Origin of the sequence: Acinetobacter sp. TAC-1, from assembly GCF_029025845.1 — a bacterium.
GTDB classification, from domain to species: domain Bacteria; phylum Pseudomonadota; class Gammaproteobacteria; order Pseudomonadales; family Moraxellaceae; genus Acinetobacter; species Acinetobacter guillouiae.
On the sequence record NZ_CP118892.1, the window covers coordinates 1,874,763 to 1,897,454 of the forward strand.

Genomic DNA, 22,692 nt, shown 5'->3' on the forward strand with positions numbered 1-22,692 from the left:
TATGTCGGGATTAAAAATGCCGAATATAGCCATGTCTTCGATCGTGATGATGCTGTGATTGTATTTAGTCCAGCGAGTGCTTATCAAAATGCTCAAAATGAGTTGCGCTATCTTATAAGTACAACAGAAGTTTCGATAGATAAAAATAATGAATTACTAAACTTTTGTGGTGTATGCGCAACATTTACTAAAATCTACCTATTTAAGAAAAATGCTTTAGGTCAATTTGAGTTAGTGAGCCAGAGTCAGGATGAAAATAGTTGGATGAATGCAGATTTTAATTATTTGCCTTATCCGACTGAAAATATAGTTAAAAATATTCGAAAAATTGGTCCGCGAATAAAAGGCTATGTCGAAGAACAAGCGTATAGTCGACAAGGCTATTCAACGAGCACGCTCTATATCATCCCATTTGATGAAAACCCTGTAATGGTCAAATTGGAAGTTGCAGAAATTGGGAATGACAATGAAGTGACAGGAAGTGATAAAATCTACAATACACAAGCTGATTATCGCTTTTTAAGCACTGAGCATGATGGTTTGTACGATATTGAAATTCACTATTCTGGTACGCAACAAATCTATGTTGGTGATATCGCTAAAATTGTGCCTATAAATGAAACCCATGTTTATCAGTATAATGAAAAACAGCAGAAGTATATTCGAGTGAAATTACATGATTGATAAATATTTAGTTGTTGGAATTGTATTTGCTGCGTGTTTGGTATTGATCATTTATACCCAACTCGATAGTGGAAAAAAAGAAGATAAGTCTTTGTCATTCAAAGCAAAGTTACAAAAGGAATTTCCAAATTATACCATTCTTGAACGGAATCAAAATTTCATAATTTGTCGAGAAGGGAGTAATCCACGTATCCCTGAAGAGTTGGTATTGATTCGTGTTGATTCTGAACAGAAGAAAAATCTAAGAACTTCTGGAAAAATGTTAATTGCAACCTATACGAAGCAACCCAGCATTCGTGAGATTCGAAAAGATACTTTGCCTTATTTAACTTGAGATGGGCTCTACCATCTCAAGTTAAATAAAAAACCTTTCAGATCATCTTGGTGATAGCGATAACTTGTTGATGATTGCGATAGCCTAGACTTTGACATGGGTAGAGTGGGGCGTTTTGGTGGTATATAAATTAACGTCGACGACTACTATTGCGACTCCGCCCACGAGCCATACCGCCTAAAGCATTCAGTACAGCTAATTTGCTCATACTGCCAGAAGCATGGGCATGGCAAATTGCTGCAGCGAGTGCATCGGCAGCATCTTGTTGGGGTTGGATTGATAAGTTAAGTAACTTCATTACCATCATCTGAACTTGTTCTTTGTCTGCAGCACCATAGCCCACAACAGATTGTTTAATTTGACGGGCCGTATATTCTGCAACTTGTAAGTCTAAATTGACCAATGCTGCAATTGCCGCGCCACGCGCTTGTCCAAGTTTTAAAGCGGAATCAGGGTTTTGTGCCATAAATACTTGCTCTACAGCAGCTTCTGTAGGACCATGAAACTGAACAATACGTTCAACTCCAGCAAAAATTCGTTTGAGTCGCTCAGGCATTTCTGTTGTTTCAGTGCGAATTGTACCAGCATCAACAAAAGTAAGTTTTTGACCATCTTTTTCAATGATGCCATAACCTGTTAAGCGTGAACCGGGGTCAATTCCAATAATTAAGGGCATAATACTGCTTATCGTAAGTCTTGCTTCAATTATATGATTCTAAAAATGAATTGTAAGTAAAATTTTAACTTAGTTGTATAATCAAAGTACACAACAGTATTATTTCCCTTAAGCACAACGCTAGGGTGCTCATTATTTATAAAATCTTAGTCAATAAATCGCACAAATACATAAAATCGTTGTCAGAACACAAAATTACCCTTTAAAAATTTTTAACTGCCCATATAAATGATAGAAGCAACGAAATTCATTGTTTTTATATGTGAATTTTCAAGCTCACTTTTAATTTATCTTTGAGATGCCTTGTTTCGATGAAACTTTTTCCTATTATTTTAATTGGTACGATTCTTGAAATTGCTGTATGGATTGGTGTGGCTCAATTCATTAGCGGTTGGTACGTATTTTTCTGGTTTATCATTGCTTTTGTAATTGGTTTAAACTTGTTGCGTTCAAGTACCGCAACAATTATGCCGCAATTACAACAAATGCAAATGACAGGAATGATGGGAAATGATCCTGCAATTGCCAAAAAAATGGCGACAGCATTTGCGGGCATTTTGTTGATGATTCCAGGTTTAATCACCGATGTCTTGGCGTTACTGGTTATTCTTCCACCTGTACAGAATGCAATTAAAAATGCAGGTATGAAATATATGGCGAAAAAGCAACAAGCCATGATGAACAATATGATGGGTGGAATGGGGGACATGGGTGGTGCTCAAGGTCAAAACCCATTTGCAGATTTGATGCGTCAAATGCAGGATATGCAAAACCAGCAATCTGGTGGGCAATATCGTGATTCAACCATTATTGATGGTGAGGCGCATGAAGTTGAACCGCAGCATAAACAAATTGAATTGAAAGATGTAAATAAAAAATAAAATACAGTCTACGATATTGAATAGAACGCCGAATCAATGATTCGGCTTTTTTATGTCTGAAATCATAGGGTCTGTTGACAATTCGTCTACGTTTGCGACTACGAGTGTTTTTTAGGCGATACTAGGCACGAAATACGAAATTTAGTCATTCTAAATAAGTAGTTCGTAACAAAGTAGCGGCAAAAAACACGCTAGTCCCGAAGGGTTGTGGCTAAAATTATCTCAGCCTTCGTTATGAAACTCGAAAATAGTCTCACTATTCTCTTCGTTTCCTGCCTTGCCTGCTCAATTTTAACCTACAACGCAAGCCATTTATGAAATGTCAACAAACCCTAAAGCAAGCATAATTTCTTAAACATATTTTTGATCAAACGATATAATCACTGAGTCACAATTTCTAAGATTCTATTATGTCGATGTTATTGACCATTTGTGCACTACACTTTGTTGCACAGTTGAGTCCTGGTCCAGATGTATTACTTGTCGCTAAAAGCTCAGCATCGACAACACGTGCCAATACTTTAAAAATCATTCTAGGCATCTCTGCTGGTGTGGTGGTATGGGTTGCATTAACTTTGCTTGGTTTTACGGTTTTATTGGAACAATGGCCGTGGATTCAACAAGTCTTGATGCTGATCGGGGGCTTATTCCTTGCTAAAATGGGCTATGCAATGTTGAGAGGCGGCATTGCAACACTTAAACAAAATACCAATTTAGATGGCGTGATAGAGCAGCCCCCTAAAAACTATTTTCTATTGGGGCTTTATACCAATTTAGCTAATCCTAAGATTGTGATTTATTTTAGTAGTGTTTTTTCATTGGCATTGAGTTCAACAGCAGGTGCAAATTTAAAACCGCAGTTGGCAGTGATTATTCCAATACAAACATTTTTAGTTTTCAGTCTGTTGATGATGATCATGTCAATTCCTAAAATTAAACGCGTTTATCAAAAATCGGGAAGTTATATCGATATTGTTTCAGGAAGCTTTTTCTTATTATTTGCCATTTTCCTTTGGGTCGATGTCTTGAAAATGTTTTAGTGGTCGGGATGTTGTTGAGGATTTACGGGTTGTTGTTGTTGTTGTTGTGACTGTTGATTATTGCGACTATCGTTTTGATCTTGAGTGGCATAGCGATGTGGATCTAAGGTTTTAATATTATTTTCAGATTGCGTGTATTTACGACTGCGATTTGCACGCTCTCTTAAACCGCCTTTTTTAATCAGCTGTACCAAAATAATCTCCAAAACAATATCTTTAACTTTACAGATTATAGCTTGAATCAATGTAATACAGAATATTGAATGAATGATCCACAATTTGATAGCTGTTGATTTATAATTACTTATTTTTAGTATTTAAATTTAAATTATTGAATTTATGTAAGAATATATTGAAACAAATTTGTCTTGTCAAAAGATACGAATCATGTACACTAAAAAAAGAAACAGATTTTTTACATTACATATATGGATATAATTGTAGTGTAATAATTAAAAACAATAATAGCGCCATAAAAGGAGATCTGAATATGATTCTACAATATCATTGTGCTTGTTGTGATGAAGCGGTCAGTTCAACACAAAAAGTTTGTCCAAAATGTGGCTCTCAACATATTAAAAGCCCATATGGATTATGGACGTTTTGTCTGGTTGCTTGTTTGATTGCAGCAGTAACGTTTAAAGTGGGACATATTTATTTGCAAAATCACAATACAGAAACCCCAGCACAAGTTTCTTTATTGAGTGTGTTACAGCCAGATGCTAAATCAGATGGTCAATAATTCATGTACGTGTAGATGGTAGATTTAATTCTATAAAGGTTTGATTTTTTAAAGAACAATAAAATTAGATCATGCTAATGATTAAAATAAACAAACCATTTAGAGCTGTTTTAAGTTATAAATATCGATAAGATATTTAACATATAGATATTCAGTGGAGTAGAGGAGGAAAAATTTTGAGGTATTCATCCCGATAACATTAATTCAATAAAAAAGCTCGCATTTGCGAGCTTTTTTCAGATTTAGATCTTAGGCTAGCATTACAAATTTGCAGAAGCTTTAAGTGCTTCAACTTTATCTGTTTTTTCCCAAGTAAATGCAGTATCTGAACCTTCACGACCAAAATGACCATAAGCAGCGGTTTGCTTATACATTGGTTGAATCAGGTCAAGCATACGGGTGATACCGTATGGACGTAAGTCAAAATGCTCACGAACCAATTGGATAATCAATTCATCAGATACTTTGCCGGTATTAAATGTGTTGATCGAAATCGAAGTTGGCTCAGCAACACCAATTGCATAAGACACTTGAATTTCACATTTATCCGCCAAACCTGCAGCAACAATATTTTTTGCAACATAACGGCCTGCATAAGCAGCAGAACGGTCAACTTTTGATGGGTCTTTACCCGAGAAAGCACCACCACCATGACGCGCCATACCACCGTAAGTATCTACAATGATTTTACGACCAGTTAAACCACAGTCACCCACTGGACCACCAATCACAAATAACCCTGTTGGGTTGATGTGAAATTTAGTACCTGCATGGAACATTTCAGCAGGGATAATTTTTTTCACGATTTCTTCAATCACAGCTTCTTTAAGATTGGCTTGTGAAATTTCAGGATCGTGCTGAGTTGAAAGAACAACTGCATCTAGGCGAACAGGTTTACCATTTTCATAGGCAAATGTTACTTGGCTTTTTGCATCTGGGCGTAACCACGGTAGTGCGCCGTTACGACGTAATTCAGCTTGTTTTTCCATTAAGCGATGCGCATATGAAATCGGTGCTGGCATCAACACATCAGTTTCGCGGCTTGCATAACCAAACATTAAACCTTGGTCACCTGCACCTTGGTCTTCTGGTTTTTGACGGTCTACACCTTGTGCAATTTCAGGTGATTGTTTACCCACCATGTTAATCACAGCACAAGTTGAACCATCAAAACCTAAATCGGTATGGTGATAGCCAATTCCATTTACGGTATTGCGGACAATAGTTTCAAAATCGACATTTGCAGTCGTTGTAATTTCACCTGCAAGAACGACTGCACCAGTTTTTACTAATGTTTCGCATGCAACCCTAGCGTATGGGTCTTCTTTTAAGATTGCATCCAAGATAGCGTCACTGATTTGGTCAGCCATTTTATCTGGATGGCCTTCGCTCACAGATTCCGAAGTAAAAACAGCATACTCGCGCATGAAAGTCCTATCACAGTAATTTATAAAGACGCAATATGTTACATCGACTTCAGCCTGAGGACTAGCATTACCTGACTAAAATGCATGAATTAAATTCATTTTCATGTGTTTTTAATTGATATGCTCATTAGAAAAATTGATAAAAGATTATGATTGAGTCCTGTTTTCTGAAAAATTTGCAAAAGCAGGGCGATTTGCATTCAAGTTATCATGATTTTTTATCGCGTGAAACGCTTTAGCGAGATCTTGTTCTATTGAATAATGATCAGCATGAAATTTTCAAAATTTAGACTGAATAGGGGGGTGAAAGAATATCCGAATGTAACTGCATCGCTAAACATAATCAAATTTGTTTTGCTGATGTTGAGATGTTCGATGTGAATAAGAAAAAAGACCGTTTTTAACGTTGATTTAAGACTATTCGGTATATTTTTTAATTAATTTGCAACCTAAGCGGATAAATATAGACTTAAGTCTTTACCCTGATCGCTTTTTTTAAGACAATACATCCCAGTTTTTGAATTTTCTATTCATCTTCCTATATTTTAATTTATTGGACTCTGATTTATGACAACCCCGCTGAATGAACGTCGTATAGCTAACGCAATTCGTGTATTGGCTATGGATGCTGTGCAAAAAGCTAATTCTGGACATCCAGGTGCTCCAATGGGGATGGCAGATATCGCTGATGTCGTATGGCGTGAATTTTTAAACCATAATCCAAGCAACCCACAATGGGCAAACCGCGACCGTTTTGTATTGTCAAATGGTCATGGTTCAATGTTGCAATATGCTTTGCTTCATTTAACTGGTTATGATCTTTCTATTGAAGATATTAAACAATTCCGCCAATTACATTCTAAAACTCCTGGTCACCCAGAATTAGGTTATGCACCAGGGATTGAAACGACAACAGGTCCACTTGGTCAAGGTGTTGCCAATGCTGTAGGTTTTGCACTTGCTGAGAAAACTTTAGCGGCACAATTTAATAAACAAGATATTCAAGTTGTAGATCACTTCACTTACTGTTTCTTGGGTGATGGTTGCTTAATGGAAGGTATTTCCCATGAAGCATGTTCACTTGCTGGAACATTAGGTCTTGGAAAACTCGTTGTTTATTATGATGACAACGGTATTTCTATTGATGGTGAAGTAGAAGGTTGGTTCTCTGACGATACAGAAGAGCGCTTTAAAGCTTATGGTTGGCAAGTACTTCGTGCAGACGGTCATGATGCAGATGCAATTCGTGCTGCGACAGTTGCTGCGCGTGCAGAAAGCTCGAAACCAACTTTGATTATCTGTAAAACGATTATTGGTTTAGGTTCTCCAAACAAACAAGGTAAAGAAGATTGCCATGGTGCGCCATTGGGTAATGATGAAATTACATTAACTCGTGAAGCATTGGGTTGGAAAGAAGAGCCGTTTGTTATTCCTGCTGATGTCTATACCGCTTGGGATGCAAAAGCAAAGGGTTCAGCTTCAGAAGCTGCTTGGAATGACGTTTTTGCAAGCTATGCTGCAAAATACCCAACAGAAGCGGCTGAGTTAAAACGCCGTGTGAATGGTGACTTGCCTGCAGAATTTTTGGCACAAGCGGATGCTTATATTGCTGAAGTGAATGCCAAAGGTGAAACCATTGCAACACGTAAAGCAAGCCAAAATGCGATTCAAGCATTTGCACCTTTACTACCTGAAATTTTAGGTGGTTCTGCTGACTTGGCTGGTTCAAACCTTACACTTTGGAAAGGCGCGAAAGGGGTTGAGTCTGATCCTGCGGGTAACTACGTACATTATGGTGTGCGTGAGTTTGGTATGACTGCAATTGCCAATGGTGTAGCATTGCATGGTGGTTTCATTCCTTATGTAGCAACCTTCCTTATGTTTATGGAATATGCTCGTAATGCAGTTCGTATGTCTGCATTGATGAAACAACGTGTGATCCATGTTTATACTCATGACTCAATTGGTCTAGGTGAAGATGGTCCAACCCATCAACCTGTTGAGCAAATTGCCTCTTTACGCGGTACACCAAATTTAAATACATGGCGCCCATGTGACACAGTTGAAGCGTCTATTTCTTGGAAATCTGCTTTAACACGTAACGAAGGTCCTACTGCGTTAATTTTCTCTCGCCAAAACTTACCATTCCAAACACGTACTCAAGCTCAGATTGAGAATGTTGTGAAAGGTGGTTATGTATTGGCTGAAGAAAAAGGCGAATTAAAAGCGATCATTATTGCGACTGGTTCAGAAGTTTCATTGGCGATGGAAGCATATGCACAACTTGATGGTGTACGTGTAGTGTCTATGCCATGTGCGGAAGAATTTGTGAAGCAAGATGCTGCATATCGTGAAGCTGTATTACCATCAAATATCCGTGCACGTGTTGCAGTTGAAGCTGGACATGTAGATTACTGGTGGAAATTTGTAGGTCTAGACGGCAAAGTTATTGGTATGTCAACTTACGGTGAGTCTGCACCAGCCAAAGATTTGTTCCAGTTCTTTGGTATTACCACTGAAGCTGTTGTTGGCGCTGTAAAAGAATTAACTGCTTAATTCTTGCATCGTTTTAAATATAAAAACGCCCCTCTCGGGGCGTTTTTATATTGTGAAATTTGTTTGTAAATTAAGTAAATTTTAGTGGCAGTTTTTTGCAATAGGTATATAGTTGTGCCATTCATTGGGTATTCATGAAACATAGTGATACATATCCCAGAAGTGAGGAAAATATGAGCCTTTATGAACAAATTAGTGATGAAATTACCTTGATGGACGCAGGTGAGCAAAAGTGGATTGGGCAGGATTTACCGCTTGAATCTATGGTTGCCGTTGAGTTGCTGTTACAAGATTTTCAAGAAGACAAGTTGATTAAGATCCGCCGTAAAAACCATGAAAAACAATCTGGTTTAAAGCAAGTCGATCGTGTTTTGGTTGAGAAGTTATAAGTTTAAAAGCCCCGAAAGGGGCTTTGATTTTTACCGTTTGTAATTTTAAGAATTAATCTTCATTTAAATTAACAGCTGAAAAAAATTATAATTATAGAATCTATTTTTGAAAATATAAAAGATCAGCAAATGAATACTGAACAAGAACAATATTCCATAAAACTAAAAGAGTTGATTGCACAAGGTTATAAAATTTTTTCTGTATATGGTCTTGATAAAACGGAAGCTTTAGATGCCTGTATGTGTGGTGGTTGTTCTTTTGAGGAAGATCATATTTATTTGAAAAATACACCATTGCAACGAATTGAGATTGGTATTTTCAACAATTATGTAAATGCAGCATATTCAAATCAAACACCGCTATGCGAGTTCAAATATTTTTTACCATTGTTTTTAGATTTTTTAGTGCAAGGAACCAATAATTTTTTATCAGAAAATTATTTCTTTCAGCGCATAAGTGCTTATAGCTTAGGGGACTGGACTATTGGGGAATTAGCCTTTTTACAGCAATTTGCAGAAACTTATATTCATTATCATTTATATCAAGAAGAGAATGCTGAATTTAAATATATAGAAAATTTTTTGGATATGTTTCAGTCTTATTTGTTTGATACAGAAAAATTGTCAGATCTCTGTTTAAAACATCCCGCAGCATATAGCTTAATTGACTATGCAACGCAAAAAGTGAATAGCGGTTATGATGAATATGAACAAGCAGATGAATTAAGTCTTACTTCTGAACGTGTTAGAAAAATCTTATTGCACTGGAAAAATGACGAGTCTATCCGCCAGCATTTCATAGATTGTTATAACGTTTTTAAACACCAAGGTTATACTTTTAATCAAGGAAATGCTAACTGGGTTAGAAAATGGATAGAGGGCATTGAACGGGGTATTTATTAATAAGAATACCTGATCCTCTTGTTAAAAAATGAGGGAATTCTTATTCAATACCCAACTCTGTCTGAATTTGGATATTTGAAGTCAATAATTTATGAACAGGGCAGCTTTCTGCAACTTTAAGCAGTCGTTTATGTTGCTCCTCGGTGAAATCACCTTTAAGAACAATTTTCCTTGAAATATTATTTTGACCTGCTTCAGGGTCACCCTCAGGATTTAAAGCTAAATCTAATTGAACATGTTCAATTTTAAGCCCTTTATGATTTGCATACATTTCTAGGGTGATCACAGTACAAGCGCCTAGTGCTGATAATAAAATTTGAATTGGATTCGGTGCAGTATCTTGACCACCTTTATCGCTAGGTTCATCGGCATACCATGTATGTCCTTGTGGATTGGTGAGTGTTACACGATAAGCTGTTTGTGTACTTTGTGCTTGAGCAATATTTGCCATAAAACATTCGTCAGATAAAAAAGACCAGTACTATAAATATAAAATTTCCGTAAAATGGTCTAGTGTAATTTATTGAACTTTAAATTTTAGTTTTGAATTTAGTTTCTGATATATACATGGTTTAATTAAATTTAATAAATTAAAATTTTATAAAACAATATTTTACATTAATTTATAGGGGCTTAATTAAGTTTTAAAAACGCACACTATAGAATCGTTGCATATATGCAACATATCGTATTATCAATAACAATGAATTTATACGGGAAGTGTATAAACTAATATCCATTCGATAGCGAGAATATAAAGATGAACTTCAAAGCATTAACATTGGGTTTAGCCGTAGCATCAGTAGCAACTTTCAGCATGGCAAAACCTGTAGATTACAAAATTGATCCAACACATACTGCAACAGTATTTACTTGGAATCATTTCGGTTTTTCAACACCTTCAGCAAACTTCAGTGATATTCAAGGTACGATCTCTGTTGATAATGCAAAACCAGCAGACTCATCTGTCAATGTAACTATTCCATTGTCTAGTTTAAATACCAATGTTGCAGCCTTAGATGAACATTTAAAAAATGCAGATTTCTTTGATGCTGCAAAATATCCAAACATCACTTTTAAAAGTACTAAAGTTCAAGCTTTAGGTAAAAACAAATACAAAATCACAGGTAACTTAACTGTGAAAGATGTGACTAAACCTGTTGTTTTAGATGCTGTTTTAAACAAACAAGGTGAGCATCCAATGACTAAAGCACAGTCAATTGGTTTCAATGCAACGACATCATTTAATCGTTCAGCATTTGGTGTTGGAGCATATGTCCCGAATGTAGGTGATAAAATCACTGTAAATATTACAACAGAAGCTTCTGTAGCGAAGTAATATTTAAATAGATTAAAGGCCTGTAAAGTTAGTTTAACTTGCTTTATAGGCCTTTTTTATCGTCTATTCCTTATTCAATTTAAGATATTTAAATAATCATTACTCACTATGATTTGCTCTAGAGGCAAAATCAGCTATTCTTCAGTCGTTGCAATTCTTTTATATTTTTAAATTTTTTCTAACATTAGCATGATACTGCTTATATAAAATACTAGACAATTTCTTGCTATCGATATATCGAACATACAATATTAGTCATTAATAGCGAATATTTCCTGCTGGGAAACTAACGACTATTTCGAACTGCTCTAGAAAAACTATGGTCGTCTGTGTAGTTAATGGTCGGTGCAAAAAAACCAGTCTTAAAGTCGACATTCCATGCCTTATATTTGTAGCCTATAGGTTTCCATGGGGATAATGAACTTGACCAATATTTACCATTAGATGGGGTATTAGGAAAAATATGAGTATCTAATGTAGGGCTAGTTGAATCATCAGCACAGTTAGCCGGAGCTTTTTGCCCATAAGGTAATTTTTTCATTTCAAGTTCATGATCTTGTCCATATTGTCTCCGCTCTTGTTCTGGTAATTGTATTTGTCCTATTTTCCTCCAGCCAGTACTACATTTACGAATTGTTATTAATTCTTTTATTTGGGGAACACGCCAGTTATTTTTACCCTCAAATCCACCATTTTTATTCATTTGATTAAGATAATCTTGTGCATCTTCCCAGTTTTTAAATTCCAAAGGATCACCCTTACAAGTTGAGCCTGTCCATGATTGCCCAATGGAACAACGCATCCAGATTAGACCTGTGGCAGGGTCATGCCATTGCCCAGATTTGCTTAATTGTTCATCCGTTTCTGCGTAAACACTCATGGCGCTTGTTGACAATATTAAAAGCAAAGATGCTGGAATTAAGCTTTTACGCTGCTCAATACAAAATTTAAATTGGTTAAAAATATTCATTTTGTCTTAGTGCTTAAGGAATAGTTCTCTTTAATTTACTTTTACTTTCCTCCAAAGTAAATGTAGAAAAGACCGAATACCATATTATCGTTGCCTTGATATATTTCATAACTACATTGATGAATATCGAGCAATGGTAAAGCAGCTGATATATCTGTTTAAACTAGACTTTTTATCGTCTAGTTATAAGTTGAATCGATCTAATCGGTACGGATATCTAAATATTCAATATAACCAGTACCTTCAACTGCACGACCCTTGAATGTACCTTTATATTTATAGCTCCCTGCATAACCTCCCGCCATACCATATTGAAAATCAGCATTTGTTCGACCATCAATATGGATTAACGGATTTCCATTATCATCATTCACATTCCATGAGAAAGTACGAGCTAAACGCATTGATAAACCATTCGGGGTTATAACGCGCTGATCTTCAAATGCATGGACATTAAAATTAAATCCATTTGAATGAATACTGCCATGATCATCTGTAGAACGAATATATACTCGACGTTGCAATACCAGATTTAATGGACCAAGGATTTCTACAAGTAGGACTTGAGTTTTCTCATCGATATTTAAAATATGATAGGTAAAATAATTGATATATAAATTTACATCTACTGCACGAGCATATTCATAAGTACACAGTCCTTGAACTGTGGTTTTCTTACCTTGATATTCAAGAAATCCTTCATATTTACATAATAATGCCCAGTGATCATATAAACCCAATGACATTTGTACAAAATGGGCAATTTTATCAGTTGCATGAATCTTTAAATCAAAATTGAAATCATGACCTTCACGCTGCGCATGAAAATTTGGATATGTACCTTCGAGTAACACGTCACGACCAAAACTTAAAGATGAACCATTGCTTTCCAATACACAGTCATTTTCTACACTATAGCCATTAAAATGTTCTTTTGTAGCTACTGCGGTACCGATTAATACGTTTGCAGTATCAAGCGCAGTGGTTTGGATTAAATGTTGATTCCGAAAAATTTTTACACGAGGTTGACCAACCACAATTAAAAGATTCAAAAAATTAAATGGTGCTTCAAGATTTGGAATCATAACCCCATAATGAACGCAAGAATACTTTCCTTTTGGTGTATGCGTTGGCGTATTCACATCAAAAGGTCTTCCGTTGATTGTCTCTGAACGATCGATAAAATGATGTAAAAACTTTGGCGCAGCAATGTGTTTGGGCAATAATCGTTTCATCAAAATGATCCTTAATACTTTATTTGTTAAAATTTACAGTTCTAATGAGATGCCTTGACGAGTACTTTTTATATCCAATGCACTCTTAGAGGTAATTTTAAGATATGATTTTGCAAATATTTTCTGTGATGTCTTGTTTAGGATTATTTCAAAATTTTTAGGTAGTTTTATTCCTAAGGGATTGCTTTCTTTAATCGAAAGCTCAGTAAAAACACGTGTTCCCATAATATAATCAAACCACGGACGTGTAACACACCAATTGGCATTTTGATTACTTGCCATATGATGATCATAGTGCCAAGGGATCCGTTTACGCGCATATTCTGGGTCTAGGTGAGATTTTGCATGTACACGCCAATAATTCCAAATCCCATAATATAAGCCGGCAGTAAAAAATGGTGCAATGGGTAAAAATACAGTTGAAACCGCGGCTAAACCTAACAATGCGGTTTTTTCATTATAAATTTCTGCATTTTTAAACATAGATTCACGATATCCTTCATCATGAAACAGATCTGTTCTGGCACGTTTATGATGTGCTATATGTGTGAAGAAAGGGCTATTACGGTGTTTACTTGGAAATTCATGCAACCATACCTTATGTGCATACCATTCAAATCCATTCGCAACTAAAAGGCCAATTGGAAAACCTAACATCTCTGATCCTTTTCAATTAAGAAATAACCGTCAGTGTAGAAAAGAACAGCTCATTTTTTTTGACCGAAAAGCTAACTCGTTAAATGTCATTAGAATCAAGTTATAGCTAAAAAATTATTTTTGCTTGCGCTGGCGATAATGGGATGGCGTTTCATTTGTCCAACGTTTAAAGGCACGTGAAAAGGCGGAAGGCTCAGAAAAACCAAGTAAATATACAACTTGATCTATGCTTATATTGGGATTCATCAACAGCTTTTTGGCCATTTTTTCACGATAAGTTGCCAAAACTTTTTCAAAAGTCGTGTTAACTTCTTTAAGATCTGCACGAAGTTTTCGGGGCTGTAGCCCTAAATGTTGGGCAATTAATTTTAGATCTAATTGCCCTGATTCTAATAAACCAGAGCTGAGTAAGTTTTCTATATCATTAATCAAATAATATTTATCGACAACTTTCACCTGCTGTTTAGCTACATGCTCATGTATTTTTAATAGCATTGGCTCAGCCGATGCTGAAGCTAAACTCAATATTTCCGCATCAAAAATTATACAGCCGTACTGCATACCTAAACGAGTCGGGCATTTCCAGATACGTTGATATTCATCTAAACTCGCGCCTTCTTGGTAAGGCAACCATATTTCTTTGGGATAAAAATGATTGTTACTGATATAGTTTAAAAAATTAAGCATAACGCTTATGGCACATTCTAGATAATGACGAACTGGGTGCTGAAGATTCGTGATCATTGCATTTTGATTTTCAATGTGTAAATGAGCCACAAAAGCATCGGTAAAAATTTTCTGATAACGCAACGCTCTTTGCAAGCCGTCTCCAAATGTAGGGCTACTCATAAAAATGTATTCTAATATTTCGCCTCTAAAAATGGGGAAATGTTCACCTACATGAAGTCCGATATCCTGATCAGCACTGATTTCTTCAGCTATTTCCCAAAAGCGTTGTTGGGTCGAATTATCTCGCCGAATGGTTTTGTCAGGTGGTTGTTCAGATAATCTTATTTGTGAAAATATCCGATTTGCGTCCAAATTCATTTTATTTAGAGTGTGATATGTTAACCAGAGGAAAACACCAGAATCACTAGATTTGCTTTGATCCATAAATCAAAAATACCGATTTCAACAGATACAATTTATATTCGTAGATCAGGCTACAAACGTATAAAAGTCATCAAAATTTAAGCTTGTTTTATCATCTTAGAGAAAGCCATTTGACTGTTCAATGTCATTGCGTGCTAATTTTAATTATTGTTCTACAATCTAATTTAGCTATTCAGCAAATACTCATCAAAAAATTTTTAAAAATTTCTTTTATTTATGAGCAGCCTTTTCAACTAGTCGCTTAAAACTAGGACATTGCAAATGCGATGGTGCAGGGCAGTCACCTACGTGGCGAAGTATATCACGGAGTGCGATCAATTTATGAATTTGAAGATCAATCTCATCAGCTTTTTGGTGAATAACACTTGGGGAAAGATCAAGTGCACCACGACTATCGAACATTGCTGCGATTTCTTTAAGTGAAAAGCCTGCTGATTTTCCCATTGAAATCAAAGTGAGTCGTAACAGAACTTCAGAAGAGAATTGTCTACGTAATCCATGGCGAGAAATTGAGAAAATCAAACCGATTTCTTCGTAATAGCGTAGTGCTGAAGGTTTAACTCCGCTTTTTGCTGAAACTTCACCAATATCAAGAAATTTCATACTTGACCTCAAGTCAACTTGAATTAGTAGTATGTGCTTAAACACCACTGCTGACAAGAGCGCAACATGACAGAGCAGACAGAATCATTAACATTGACAAACAAGACCCAAACTGGAATCACTATCACTTTGGGGTTATCCATGCTATTGGCATCGCTGGGAACAAGCATTGCTAATATCGCATTACCCACACTAGCTGAGGTCTTTTTACTGCCATTTATTCAAGTACAGGCTGTTGTAATTGGATATCTGATCTCGTTGACGATCACGGTTGTGATTGCTGGACGCTTAGGTGATCGATATGGATGTAAGTCTATGCTGATCGTTGGACTGATTATATTCAGTTTGGCTTCACTGCTATGTAGTGTTGCACCCAGCTTATGGATATTGGTTGCTGCACGATCATTTCAAGGAATAGGTGCGGCATTCTTAATGACACTTGCAATGGCACTTACACGTCAGACCGTCAGTAAATCACAGTTGGGAAGAGCAATGGGAATGCTTGGAACAATATCTGCTTTAGGTACAGCACTTGGACCAGTGTTGGGCGGGTTTCTGATTGTCGTGAGCGGTTGGCAAAGCATTTTTGGATTACAGTTTATACTTGCCGGTATCGCGATTATTCTGGCTAGGGTACTGCTGCCTAATGATTACATTAAAAAACAAATTCCTGCACTAACTTCTTTGCAAACAGACCAGAACATAACACCAAACCTTATGGTTAATTTGTTGGTTGCTGCTGTTATGATGACCACACTTGTCATTGGACCTTTTTATCTCAGTCTTGGTCTAAACTTGGATCAAATACAAGTGGGTTTGATTATGGGGATTGGGCCAGTGGTTGCTATCTTAAGTGGGATTCCATCGGGTCGACTTGTCGACCGCTGGGGCAGTCGCTATATCGTCACTATAGGATTGATTTTTCTGATTATCGGTAGCTCGATGCTCGCTATCTTACCGAAATTGCTGGGTATAAGTGGCTATATTATGCCGATCATTATTTTGACTTCGGGTTATCAGCTGTTTCAGGCAGCCAACAATACCATGACCTTGGCAGATGTTCCCAAAGCTCGACAAGGGATGGTATCAGGACTTCTTAGCTTATCTCGTAATATGGGCTTAATTATCGGGGCTTCAATGATGGGAGCTATTTTTTCATTTGGTGTCGGCACAAATCAGCTCACTCAGGCAACGGCTTTAGCAATCATTGATGGGATGCAACTTACCTTTATCTGTGCTGGAGCATTGATGGTTGTGGGCTTACTCATCAGTTGTGTCTCATTTCGTAGACAACATTGATCAAAAGGGCTTGTAGTACAATCGTATAAAATGAACCAGATTCAACAAGCCCTCAAAAAGAGGGCTTGTATGCATTTATTTTTGTTTGGTTTCAATTAAATCACTTAAATCATATCCTAAGCTTTTAGCATAATTTAAATATTCTTCAGTCGTGGCTGGATCAAGCTGTTGAGATCGACTGAGTAACCATAAATATTTCTTATTGGGTGTACCGATCAATGCAACTTGATAGTTTTCATCCAGCTTTAAAATCCAATAATCACCACGCCCTACAGGTAACCAACGAAGTGCTTTTGGTAAAAAACTCACTTTTAATTTGGAGTTTGTAGGCGCGTTTTGAACAGATGCTTCGCCAATTGATTGTTGAAGCTTGCCATTTTTATCGTAACAACGATTATCCACTTTGATTGAGCCATTTTCATTTAAGGAATAATCAGCAGTAACGTTATAATCGCATTTCTTTTGAAAATACATTGGCTTGCGTGCAATTTCATGCCAAGTACCCAGATACCTCTTTAAATCTACATTGTTAACGGTTTGAATCTTCTCATTTCCTGCATAAGCAAATGCCGCAACACTCAGTAATGCTATTCCACCGACGAGCGTTAATATTTTAAACTTGTTGTTCATGACATAGCCCTATATTTAAGTATTTAATATATATATTCATTATGTCGCGCCCGATGCGGGGATATTGTAATTTTGCTTACAAGTCATGTAGTTTTTTCATGTAAAAATCTCTTCTAAGCAGTCCAAGTTGACTTTTTCTTGCGATAATTTCATCATGTTGGTAGGGCAGTATTTCAACCAATTGATCAACAGTTAAATGGTTGTTTTCAATGAGAAAGCAATCTTGATCTGTTGACCAAGCAGAGGATAACAATTGTTTTCTGTTTGGCTTATTTCTAGGGGACATGGATTAAATTCTTTACACCTTGATGGCTGATAATCAATAAAACTACGAGTGATTGAATTTTAATGCTCTGCACTTTGAGTGAATCAGATTCGAACTGTTTATATCAAATTTTGATTTTGTTACTTAATCAAGATTTTAATACGTACTTTAGTAAAACTCAAATTTTAATTGTTATCGACAAATTGAGCGGGGGATAAAAATAGTTTATGCTCAGTTTAATCTAAGAACAATGAAGCAGATTTATGAAAAAAATAACAATGGTATTGTTGCTGATGCTTACAGGTTGTATTACACCAAATCCACATAGTTTGGTATTGATGCAGCAAGAAAAACAAATTGAAGTCATGCATGAGCAATTGGATAATGAAAATACCAGTAATGAGGTAAATAGAGCATTATTATGTGGTGAATATGAGCGTGTCTATAAAAAAGACTACCTGCCTGCTTTAATGAAATTAGACAAATCTATGGGACAAGAAAAACCCAAACAGTATTATTTGGATGAATTAAATAACACCATTACTCAATACTTAGATCTGAAAAAAATAACCTGTTAAGGCTTTTTAGTTGGTTCAGTATTTATGCTAAGTTTCTTCCATTTTCTGATTTGAACTCTAAAATTGGTAAAAGGGGCGACAGTGTTGATATGAATCCATTTATACAGTGGCCAGTTGGCAGGTGTGGTTGCCCATTTACGTTGATTTATTTCAAATAGTTCTTCATCTGTTAGATTTTCAATCCAGTCTGTGACTGCTTTGACCCGTTTAGACAATAACTGAGTATTTTCTTTTAATGAATGCTGGGCATAAGTTTGATAAAAATTTTGATATAGACTGGCTAAGTTATTCCATTTATAGCCTTCTTTTGGCATTGAAACGGGGAAACCTGCAAGTTCTTTACTTTCCCATTCTAATAATAAATTTACCCATCCCAATTGATAGGCTAAGTTTTGGGCAGGGGTTTTATCTACAGTCGCAACTTTATGAGCTTTTAAGTCTTCGGATATTTCTTCAAATTCTGTTAAATATTGCTTTAATGAATTATTGATTGCAACAATCAGTTCCTGTTTAGATTGGTAGGTTTTCATCTATTCAATATTCCCAAAATAAATACAATACTGTTTATATTTAATGCATATTTAGATCTAACTTATTTTAACTATAACAATGATGGAACAACTCATTACCGTAGTGAATATACAGTAATGAGTCTGAAATTTATGCCAATAGAAAATCAGTCATTCCAGAAGGCTTGTCTATTGTTTATATTCCGCAGCGATTATTCAAAATTATTTAGTAGCAGCTTGCTCATCGCCTTGTGCACTTCTAAACAACTTCCATTCATCAACCACTGTTCCATTTGGAAGCTTACAATATCCTACTTCATTTCCTAAAGCATCTTTTTTAATCTGAGATTCTCCTCCCATTTTTTGACAATACACACTTGCAGGATTGGCCATGCCAAGTGGTTTAGCATTTTGATTATTTACTTCAGGGGTAGAGCAGGCAGAAAGAAGTGTTGTCATGAGCACAGAAGCGCCAATATATATTTTATTCATTGCAAACAAAGTCTTGGTTTTAAAGTATGCAGTATAAATAAATCAGCAAGCTTTAATGTATCTACTCTGTATAATCCTGTAGCTCAAACATAATGATCAGGTATGATTTAGTGTAAAATATTAAGTTTGATTAAATAATTTTGTGTGAGAATAAAGAATATCTTTTTAATGTAAATGTTATGGTCAGTTAAATATAGGCAATGCAGTATTGATATTATATTTCGAGCAACGCCGTATTAATGGGTGAAGAGTAAATACGTTATAAAAAGCACGAAACAGAAAAGTCTATTTCATGCTGATATAGATAAATAGATTATACATTTAAGTGTTTGATAAAATGCTCTAAAACCAGTGGTGATTTTAATTCAAGATTTACTGCAAATTTTTCATTTTCAGCTCGTAAATGAGGAATATTTAAGCCAGCTTTGCGTAATTCACACGTATGGCCAATCAGCCATTTTTCCATATCGTCTGCCGCAACTTCGACATGGAATTGTAACGCCAAGATATTTTGTCCAACTCTAAACGCTTGATTTGTATAAATTGCTGAACTGGCAAGTAATTCAGCCTGTACAGGTAAGTCAAAGGTATCACCATGCCAATGTAAAACTTCGGTATTAACCAGCGGTAATAGGGGATTATTTTGAGCTAGATTTAGCTTCAATTGACTCCAACCAATCTCTTTTTGATGGCCTGCATACACTTTTGCACCTAAAGCATGTGCAATCAATTGTGCACCTAAGCAAATGCCAATAGTGGGTAAATTCTTGGCCAAACGTTGTTTAAGATAAGCGATTTCATCATTTAAAAAAGGATAATCTTCTGTTTCATAAACGCCAATTGGTCCACCTAGAATGATGACTAGACCTTCAAATTCAAATGCTTGCTTTAAATCATCCATACCCGCTTCAAAATAACGTATGCGATAGCCCAAATCATAAAAAGTGTCTTCAAGAATACCTAAATCTTCAAAAGCTAAATGTTGAATGGCATAGATTGTCTTCGGCAAAGCGTGTGTGGAGGAAGTCATGGTTTTATAATGATTTAACGAGAATATTGCTAATTTATACTAGATTGTGTTGGCTTGAAAACTAAATTTATGCTGCGATTTGCAACATGGAATAAATACAGTGTTTGCTTGATTCCAAAATGGTCAATTTAACCGAATCATCAGAGATACTTCGCGCTATGAGTATAGCGCCGACCAGTTGACACAAGACGCCCCAAGCTTTTTCTTCACTTCCGAGACGTTGAGCAAATAGGGCATGACCGCGCTGTAATTCTTGTTGATAGCGTTGTTTAATCTCCTGATCAGCGCGCGCAACTTCAGTGGCGAGTGTTGGCAATACACAACCATAATCTGGATGTTCAACATGCGAGAGGGTTAAATAACGATTGAGTTCAAATTCAATCCATAACTCAGCCTGATCATGAGGGTTGTTTTGCCACATCTGAATGCTATTTTTGAGTTCGTTTTCAACCAATGCTTTAAACAAATCTTGCTTGGAAGAAAAATGTGAATAGAATGCACCACTGGTTACGCCAGCAGCTTTCATAAAGCCATCTACACCGGTTGCAGCAAAACCATCTTTTTTAGCAAGCTGCCCACTGATTTTTAACAGCTCTTTTCTTTTTTCTTCTTTATAGCCAGATTTGTATCGCATATTTTCCTCGATCAAATTTTTTCTTGACGCTCTAGTTAAACTATAACATAGTAATCGTTATAATAACGATCGTTATGCAAAAAGGGAAGCATGCTATGCAAGATGAAATAACAAAATCAAATCAGAAAGTTGCATTGATTATTGGAGCTGGTGATGCAACAGGTGGTGCGATTGCGAAACGTTTTGCCAAAGGGGGTTATATTAGTTGTATAACTCGTCGCAATGCTGACAAGTTACAACCACTGATTGATGAAATTGAACAGGCAGGCGGGACAGCATATGGGTTTGCATCAGATGCTCGAAAAGAACAGCAAGTTATACAATTGATCGAAGAAATTGAAAGCAACATTGGCGAAATAGAGGTACTGGTTTTTAATATCGGTGCCAATGTTCCATGTAGCATACTTGAAGAAACCGCGCGTAAATATTTTAAAATATGGGAAATGGCGTGTTTCTCCGCCTTTTTAACTGGTCGTGAAGTGGCGAAACGAATGGTAAGCCGACAACGCGGAACATTGATCTTTACTGGTGCGACTGCTGGTCTACGTGGTGCTGCTTATTTTTCAGCATTTGCAGGGGCAAAGCATGCACTTAGAGCTTTGGCACAGAGTATGGCGCGTGAACTTGGTCCACAGAATATTCATGTGGCTCATGTGGTAGTTGATGGTGCAATTGATACAGATTTTATTAAAAATAGTTTTCCTGATCTTTATGAGAAAAAAGACCAAGATGGTATTTTAAATCCTGAACATATTGCTGAAAATTATTGGCATCTTGCCCAGCAACCACGTGATGCATGGACACATGAGCTAGATTTACGTCCTTGGATGGAAAAATGGTAAGTCACTTTATATTAGTAAGTTAATTAATGGTTGCGAGTTGCTATAAGTCATGTTGTATAAGCAGGTGGCTTTATCTTTGTATAGCGAGAGTACGTCTGGATGATTTAAGTTTCTTCTAGAATCATTTTTGCAGTAGTACGATAAAAACATGATCAGTACAGTTAAGGAATAACACTGAATGAAACAGGTAGAATTTTATTTTGATTTGGGTAGTCCATATAGTTATTTAGGCTTTTATCAGATTCAAAAAATTGCAAAACAAAATCAAGCACAAGTGATTTGGAAGCCGGTCTTGCTTGGTGGTATTTTTAAAGCCACAGGGAACAGTAGTCCAATGGCTGTGCCAGCAAAAGCCAGCTATTCGATGATTGATATGGGGCGCTGGTCAAAACTCTGGAATATTCCAATACAAATGAATCCCTATTTTCCTATTAATACTTTAAATCTGATGCGGGTGATTACAGCAGTTCAGCTTTATCAAGCTGAAAAATTCTTAACAGTGTTAAACGCTTTATTTGATGCAATGTTTGGGCATCCGCGTAATTTAAATGATATCAATGAACTTATTATATTGCTTCAATCATTGGGTTTTAGTATAGAGCAGGTTCAAACTTGGCTTTCAGATGAACAAGTTAAAGCCCAACTAAAAAATACCACAGACGAAGCCATTGGGCGTGGTGTTTTTGGTGCACCGACATGGTTTATTGGCGATGAAATGTTTTGGGGCGTTGATCATCTTCACTTTGTTGAGATGGAATTGGCTAAATCTTGATAAATACGCTTTTAAATTCTGATTCTATGATTTAGATACTAGCATGAGAGAATAGCTGTGCTGTAGCTAGCCATGCAGTACAGCTATTCTAC

General features: G+C 36.3%; 28 protein-coding genes. 13 read left to right on the plus strand and 15 right to left on the minus strand.

The genetic code is table 11. The annotated features are described in order from the left end of the window. Positions 1-54 precede the first annotated feature (54 nt). Positions 55-684 carry a hypothetical protein gene (locus PYV58_RS08690; RefSeq protein ID WP_227504272.1) on the plus strand — a complete coding sequence of 210 codons (630 nt, stop codon included), beginning with the start codon at positions 55-57 and terminating at the stop codon, positions 682-684. Continuing rightward, positions 677-1,018, plus strand: a complete 342-nt coding sequence (locus PYV58_RS08695) for a hypothetical protein (RefSeq protein ID WP_004719458.1) — start codon at positions 677-679, stop codon at positions 1,016-1,018. Before PYV58_RS08690 ends, PYV58_RS08695 begins: the two co-directional genes overlap by 8 nt. 130 nt (positions 1,019-1,148) lie before the next feature. On the opposite strand, the gene ruvC is transcribed toward PYV58_RS08695, so the two are convergent. Beyond that, positions 1,149-1,694 (minus strand): crossover junction endodeoxyribonuclease RuvC, encoded by a 546-nt coding sequence (gene ruvC, locus PYV58_RS08700; RefSeq protein ID WP_004719459.1) that lies wholly within the window; start codon positions 1,692-1,694, stop codon positions 1,149-1,151. Positions 1,695-2,005: 311 nt separating this feature from the next. On the opposite strand from ruvC, the gene PYV58_RS08705 reads away from it, so the two are divergent. Together PYV58_RS08705 and PYV58_RS08710 are read left to right on the plus strand one after the other, a co-directional pair. Beyond that, positions 2,006-2,575: an FxsA family protein gene (locus PYV58_RS08705; protein ID WP_034616867.1), complete on the plus strand. Its 570-nt coding sequence runs from the start codon at positions 2,006-2,008 to the stop codon at positions 2,573-2,575. A 410-nt stretch (positions 2,576-2,985) separates the two neighbouring features. Further along, positions 2,986-3,615 carry a LysE family transporter gene (locus PYV58_RS08710; protein ID WP_034615256.1) on the plus strand — a complete coding sequence of 210 codons (630 nt, stop codon included), beginning with the start codon at positions 2,986-2,988 and terminating at the stop codon, positions 3,613-3,615. Here PYV58_RS08710 and PYV58_RS08715 read toward each other — a convergent pair. Then, entirely contained in the window at positions 3,612-3,809 is a 198-nt protein-coding gene (locus PYV58_RS08715; protein WP_034615261.1) for a hypothetical protein, read from the minus strand. The two genes, PYV58_RS08710 and PYV58_RS08715, sit on opposite strands and share 4 nt — an antisense overlap. Before the next feature lie 296 nt (positions 3,810-4,105). On the opposite strand from PYV58_RS08715, the gene PYV58_RS08720 reads away from it, so the two are divergent. Beyond that, on the plus strand, positions 4,106-4,357 hold the full coding sequence (locus PYV58_RS08720) for a hypothetical protein (protein WP_004822342.1): 252 nt from the start codon (positions 4,106-4,108) through the stop codon (positions 4,355-4,357). Positions 4,358-4,617: 260 nt separating this feature from the next. On the opposite strand, the gene metK is transcribed toward PYV58_RS08720, so the two are convergent. Further along, the gene (metK, locus tag PYV58_RS08725) at positions 4,618-5,784 is read right to left on the minus strand and encodes a methionine adenosyltransferase (RefSeq protein ID WP_004719464.1); all 1,167 of its coding nucleotides are present in this window, start codon (positions 5,782-5,784) and stop codon (positions 4,618-4,620) included. A 567-nt stretch (positions 5,785-6,351) separates the two neighbouring features. On the opposite strand from metK, the gene tkt reads away from it, so the two are divergent. The 3 genes from tkt to PYV58_RS08740 all read left to right on the plus strand — a co-directional run bounded on the left by tkt (position 6,352) and on the right by PYV58_RS08740 (position 9,632). Continuing rightward, entirely contained in the window at positions 6,352-8,340 is a 1,989-nt protein-coding gene (gene tkt / locus PYV58_RS08730; RefSeq protein WP_034615254.1) for a transketolase, read from the plus strand. A gap of 173 nt (positions 8,341-8,513) precedes the next feature. Next, positions 8,514-8,729 (plus strand): hypothetical protein, encoded by a 216-nt coding sequence (locus PYV58_RS08735; RefSeq protein ID WP_004719469.1) that lies wholly within the window; start codon positions 8,514-8,516, stop codon positions 8,727-8,729. Between the two features lie 129 nt (positions 8,730-8,858). Beyond that, complete coding sequence (locus tag PYV58_RS08740; RefSeq protein WP_034615252.1) at positions 8,859-9,632, plus strand: hypothetical protein; 774 nt, start codon at positions 8,859-8,861, stop codon at positions 9,630-9,632. A gap of 40 nt (positions 9,633-9,672) precedes the next feature. Here the strand turns inward: PYV58_RS08740 and PYV58_RS08745 are convergent, their stop codons facing one another. After that, positions 9,673-10,083 (minus strand): OsmC family protein, encoded by a 411-nt coding sequence (locus PYV58_RS08745; RefSeq protein WP_034615249.1) that lies wholly within the window; start codon positions 10,081-10,083, stop codon positions 9,673-9,675. Positions 10,084-10,392: 309 nt separating this feature from the next. On the opposite strand from PYV58_RS08745, the gene PYV58_RS08750 reads away from it, so the two are divergent. Continuing rightward, positions 10,393-10,971, plus strand: a complete 579-nt coding sequence (locus PYV58_RS08750) for a YceI family protein (protein WP_004719471.1) — start codon at positions 10,393-10,395, stop codon at positions 10,969-10,971. Positions 10,972-11,257: 286 nt separating this feature from the next. On the opposite strand, the gene PYV58_RS08755 is transcribed toward PYV58_RS08750, so the two are convergent. From PYV58_RS08755 to PYV58_RS08775, 5 genes are all read right to left on the minus strand, one after another. Then, positions 11,258-11,941 (minus strand): DUF1566 domain-containing protein, encoded by a 684-nt coding sequence (locus PYV58_RS08755; protein WP_034615245.1) that lies wholly within the window; start codon positions 11,939-11,941, stop codon positions 11,258-11,260. Between the two features lie 200 nt (positions 11,942-12,141). Beyond that, positions 12,142-13,176 carry a DUF6670 family protein gene (locus tag PYV58_RS08760; protein WP_034615242.1) on the minus strand — a complete coding sequence of 345 codons (1,035 nt, stop codon included), beginning with the start codon at positions 13,174-13,176 and terminating at the stop codon, positions 12,142-12,144. A 33-nt stretch (positions 13,177-13,209) separates the two neighbouring features. Then, positions 13,210-13,833: a sterol desaturase family protein gene (locus PYV58_RS08765; RefSeq protein WP_034615239.1), complete on the minus strand. Its 624-nt coding sequence runs from the start codon at positions 13,831-13,833 to the stop codon at positions 13,210-13,212. Positions 13,834-13,947: 114 nt separating this feature from the next. Further along, entirely contained in the window at positions 13,948-14,946 is a 999-nt protein-coding gene (locus PYV58_RS08770) for an AraC family transcriptional regulator (protein WP_034615236.1), read from the minus strand. Positions 14,947-15,156: 210 nt separating this feature from the next. Next, positions 15,157-15,549 carry a helix-turn-helix domain-containing protein gene (locus tag PYV58_RS08775; RefSeq protein WP_034615232.1) on the minus strand — a complete coding sequence of 131 codons (393 nt, stop codon included), beginning with the start codon at positions 15,547-15,549 and terminating at the stop codon, positions 15,157-15,159. Positions 15,550-15,615: 66 nt separating this feature from the next. On the opposite strand from PYV58_RS08775, the gene PYV58_RS08780 reads away from it, so the two are divergent. After that, entirely contained in the window at positions 15,616-16,848 is a 1,233-nt protein-coding gene (locus PYV58_RS08780) for an MFS transporter (RefSeq protein ID WP_051671037.1), read from the plus strand. 75 nt (positions 16,849-16,923) lie between these two features. On the opposite strand, the gene PYV58_RS08785 is transcribed toward PYV58_RS08780, so the two are convergent. Both PYV58_RS08785 and PYV58_RS08790 read right to left on the minus strand, forming a co-directional pair. Then, positions 16,924-17,478: a lipocalin family protein gene (locus tag PYV58_RS08785; protein WP_004822314.1), complete on the minus strand. Its 555-nt coding sequence runs from the start codon at positions 17,476-17,478 to the stop codon at positions 16,924-16,926. Positions 17,479-17,554: 76 nt separating this feature from the next. After that, positions 17,555-17,764 (minus strand): hypothetical protein, encoded by a 210-nt coding sequence (locus PYV58_RS08790; protein ID WP_034615229.1) that lies wholly within the window; start codon positions 17,762-17,764, stop codon positions 17,555-17,557. A gap of 242 nt (positions 17,765-18,006) precedes the next feature. Between PYV58_RS08790 and PYV58_RS08795 the strand changes: the two genes are divergently transcribed. Further along, a complete protein-coding gene (locus PYV58_RS08795; protein WP_227504250.1) occupies positions 18,007-18,321 on the plus strand; it encodes a hypothetical protein in 315 nt (104 codons plus the stop codon). Here PYV58_RS08795 and PYV58_RS08800 read toward each other — a convergent pair. From PYV58_RS08800 to PYV58_RS08815, 4 genes are all read right to left on the minus strand, one after another. Then, entirely contained in the window at positions 18,318-18,851 is a 534-nt protein-coding gene (locus PYV58_RS08800; RefSeq protein WP_034615226.1) for a ClbS/DfsB family four-helix bundle protein, read from the minus strand. The two genes, PYV58_RS08795 and PYV58_RS08800, sit on opposite strands and share 4 nt — an antisense overlap. Positions 18,852-19,052: 201 nt before the next feature. Continuing rightward, positions 19,053-19,289, minus strand: a complete 237-nt coding sequence (locus tag PYV58_RS08805) for a DUF333 domain-containing protein (protein ID WP_245349895.1) — start codon at positions 19,287-19,289, stop codon at positions 19,053-19,055. 346 nt (positions 19,290-19,635) lie between these two features. Further along, a complete protein-coding gene (locus PYV58_RS08810) occupies positions 19,636-20,352 on the minus strand; it encodes a glutamine amidotransferase (protein ID WP_034615219.1) in 717 nt (238 codons plus the stop codon). 67 nt (positions 20,353-20,419) lie between these two features. Then, on the minus strand, positions 20,420-20,986 hold the full coding sequence (locus PYV58_RS08815; protein WP_034615216.1) for a TetR/AcrR family transcriptional regulator: 567 nt from the start codon (positions 20,984-20,986) through the stop codon (positions 20,420-20,422). A 95-nt stretch (positions 20,987-21,081) separates the two neighbouring features. Here PYV58_RS08815 and PYV58_RS08820 point away from each other — a divergent pair, with 95 nt between their 5' ends. Together PYV58_RS08820 and PYV58_RS08825 are read left to right on the plus strand one after the other, a co-directional pair. Then, positions 21,082-21,828: an SDR family oxidoreductase gene (locus PYV58_RS08820; RefSeq protein WP_034615212.1), complete on the plus strand. Its 747-nt coding sequence runs from the start codon at positions 21,082-21,084 to the stop codon at positions 21,826-21,828. Positions 21,829-22,006: 178 nt separating this feature from the next. Continuing rightward, the gene (locus PYV58_RS08825) at positions 22,007-22,600 is read left to right on the plus strand and encodes a 2-hydroxychromene-2-carboxylate isomerase (RefSeq protein WP_034615209.1); all 594 of its coding nucleotides are present in this window, start codon (positions 22,007-22,009) and stop codon (positions 22,598-22,600) included. The last annotated feature ends 92 nt before the right edge of the window (positions 22,601-22,692 follow it).